This is a genomic window from Gemmatimonas sp. (genome assembly GCF_044345575.1).
Lineage (GTDB): Bacteria > Gemmatimonadota > Gemmatimonadetes > Gemmatimonadales > Gemmatimonadaceae > Gemmatimonas.
The window spans coordinates 1-2,607 of sequence record NZ_JBIJAW010000424.1 but is presented as its reverse complement, the minus strand read 5'-3'; the positions used below and the strand labels follow the sequence as shown (position 1 = coordinate 2,607).

Genomic DNA, 2,607 nt, shown 5'->3' with positions numbered 1-2,607 from the left:
GTGCAGGTCGTGACGGCGCTTGCGGCCGGGTCCCTCACGGAGCCGGCGCTGGCTACGTGGATCCACAATCGGCTTATTCCCTTGCAGCTGTAGTCCGGCGTGGCATCGGGCCGCGCGATCACATAGGAAGCCCCGGCGGCGGGCGCCAGCCGGGGCGTCTCGCGCGCACCACGCAGCCACGACGCGCACCGGTATCACGGCGCGATGTACGACTCCCGCCCCCCCACCACCGTTCGCTCCACCTTCACCCGCAGCAGCTGTTCCGGCGGCACACTGAGCAGGTCCTCGCTCAGCACCACGAAATCAGCGAGATACCCCGCGCGCAGCATCCCCGCGTCGTTTTCCATGAAGCCCGCGTACGCCGCGTCGCGCGTGTAGTGCCGCAGCGCCGCCTCCACGCCAATGCGTCCGGCCGGATACCAGCCGCCCTTGGGCGTGCCCTCGGGCGTCATGCGCGTCACCGCCGTGTAGATCCCACGAATCACGTCCATGGGAAACACGGGATAGTCGCTGCCGAAGGCCTGCCGCGCCCCCGCGTCGTCGAACTGTTTGAAGTTGTTGCTCAAGGCCGCACGCTTGGGCCCCAACAGCGGCGCATAGTTGGTGAGCGTGGTGACGTCGGGCGTGGCGAAGATCGCCTGCGTACTCGCAATCACCCCGAGCTGCCGGAAGCGCGGCAGATCCACCGGACTCGGCACTTCGATGTGCTCCACCCGGTGCCGGCTGTCCCGCGCGCCGTTCTTGCGACGGGCATACGCGTACGCGTCGAGCGCCATGCGCACCGCCTTGTCGCCAATGGCGTGCAGCTCCACCTGCAACCCCGCGCTGTCGTAACGCGCCACACCGGCATTGAGCACCGGCCCGCTCCAGAACGGCAGCCCGGTGGCATCGGTGTTGGCGTAGGGCTCCAGCATCGCCGCCGTCTGCGCGTCCACCGTGCCGTCGAGCATCCCCTTGGCGATGCCGTAGCGCAGCCACGGGCCCTTGAACTGCCCTGACAGCTGCACGTAGCGCTGCAGCTGCGCCCGCGTGGCGCCGGGGTCGAAGGGCACCGACACGTACCATCGCAGCCGCATCGTATCCGCCGCGGCCGACTCGGCCAGCACCTCGAACACCTCACCGCGCGGCGCCCGGCGCGACGCTTCGTGCACCATGGTGATGCCCAGACGCGCCGCCGCCTCGGTTTCCTCGTGAATGCGGCGCGCGATGTCGGCCCGCGACGGTGGAGGCACGAGGCGCGACACGAGCCCGCTCGCACTCTCCTTGAGCAGCCCCGTGGGTTCACCGCCGGCGCCACGTTCGATCACCCCCTGCGCGGGGTCCTTCGTCGCGGCCGTGACCTTCGCCAGCCGCAGCGCCACGCTGTTGGCGAGCGACTGGTGCCCGTCGCGGTCGCTGATGAGCACCGGCCGATCGGGAAACGCGGCGTCGAGATAGCGCTTGTGCGCCGCATTCTGCGGGAAATCACTCGGCGTCCACCCGCGCCCCACCACCCACGCCCCCTTGGGGAGCCGCGCGGCCCAGCGCTGCAGCCGCTTCACGATCTCCGGGGCGCTGCCGGCGCCCACCAGGTCGGCGCGCGACTCCGTGGGGAGGTGCCAGTGCGCATCGATGAACCCCGGCACCACACGCTTGCCCGCGAGGTCCACCACCCGGGTAGCTGGCCCGGCGAGCCCGCGCACCTCCGCGTCGCTGCCAACGCGCACGATGCGTCCCTCGCGCACGGCAAGCGCCTGCGCGGCCGGGGCGAGCGAGTCACCCGTCCAGATGCGGGCGTTCACGTACACCGCGTCAGGTGTCTGGGCAGACTGGGCGGCGGCTCCCGAACCGGGGAGCAGAAGGCAGACGGCGGGGATCAGGGGGCGGAAGCGCATCCAAGAAATATGCGGGCCCCTCGCGCGGCGCGTAGCTTCCGCGAATCCCCCTCAGCCCACGCATCATGCTCATCGTTCAGGTCTTCGTGCACGTGAAGCCCGAGTTCGTGGAGGCGTTCACGGTCGCCACGCTCGACAACGCCACCAACAGCATTCAGGAACCCGGCATCGCGCGCTTCGACGTGCTGCAGCAGCAGGACGATCCCACGCGCTTCACGCTCATCGAGGCCTACCGCACCGACGACGCGCCCGCCGCCCACAAGGCCACCGCCCACTACGCGCGCTGGCGCGACACCGTGGAGCCCATGATGGCCGAGCCGCGCACGAACGTGAAGTACATCGACGTGCACTTTCCGGACTGACGGAACTGCTCGTCGGAGACACGGAGCCACGGAGGCACGGAGGCACGGAGAACAAACACGTCGAGCCGTTGTCCGCCGCGCCCTCCGTTCCTCCGTGCCCTCCGTGTTGAGCTTTTTGAAGTATAAATACCTGCAAATTATTGACTTAGATCATAAGCAGCATAAGTTTAAGACATGAAGCCGCAGACCCGCAAATACCTGGCCGAAATCGGCCGCAAAGGCGGTCTCAAGAGCCGCCGCACGCTCTCACCCGAGGCGGCACGGCAGATGGTGAAAGTCCGTGAAGCACGGCGCGCCTACGCGCGATTTCACACCCAGTGTTTCTGGTCCTACAAGCAGGACCTCGTCATCTCGGCGGCCGATGTCCCGTG

2 protein-coding genes and 1 pseudogene are annotated in these 2,607 nt (G+C 68.5%); 2 read left to right on the top strand and 1 reads right to left on the bottom strand.

Annotated elements, in window-relative coordinates:
* Nucleotides 1-194: 194 nt before the first annotated feature.
* Nucleotides 195-1,874, bottom strand: a complete 1,680-nt coding sequence (locus ACIQ6O_RS16140) for an amidohydrolase (RefSeq protein ID WP_396208796.1) — start codon at nucleotides 1,872-1,874, stop codon at nucleotides 195-197.
* Between the two features lie 65 nt (nucleotides 1,875-1,939).
* On the opposite strand from ACIQ6O_RS16140, the gene ACIQ6O_RS16135 reads away from it, so the two are divergent.
* A complete protein-coding gene (locus ACIQ6O_RS16135) occupies nucleotides 1,940-2,236 on the top strand; it encodes an antibiotic biosynthesis monooxygenase (protein WP_396208795.1) in 297 nt (98 codons plus the stop codon).
* A gap of 174 nt (nucleotides 2,237-2,410) precedes the next feature.
* Nucleotides 2,411-2,607: pseudogene (locus ACIQ6O_RS16130) on the top strand (hypothetical protein); the annotation flags it as partial.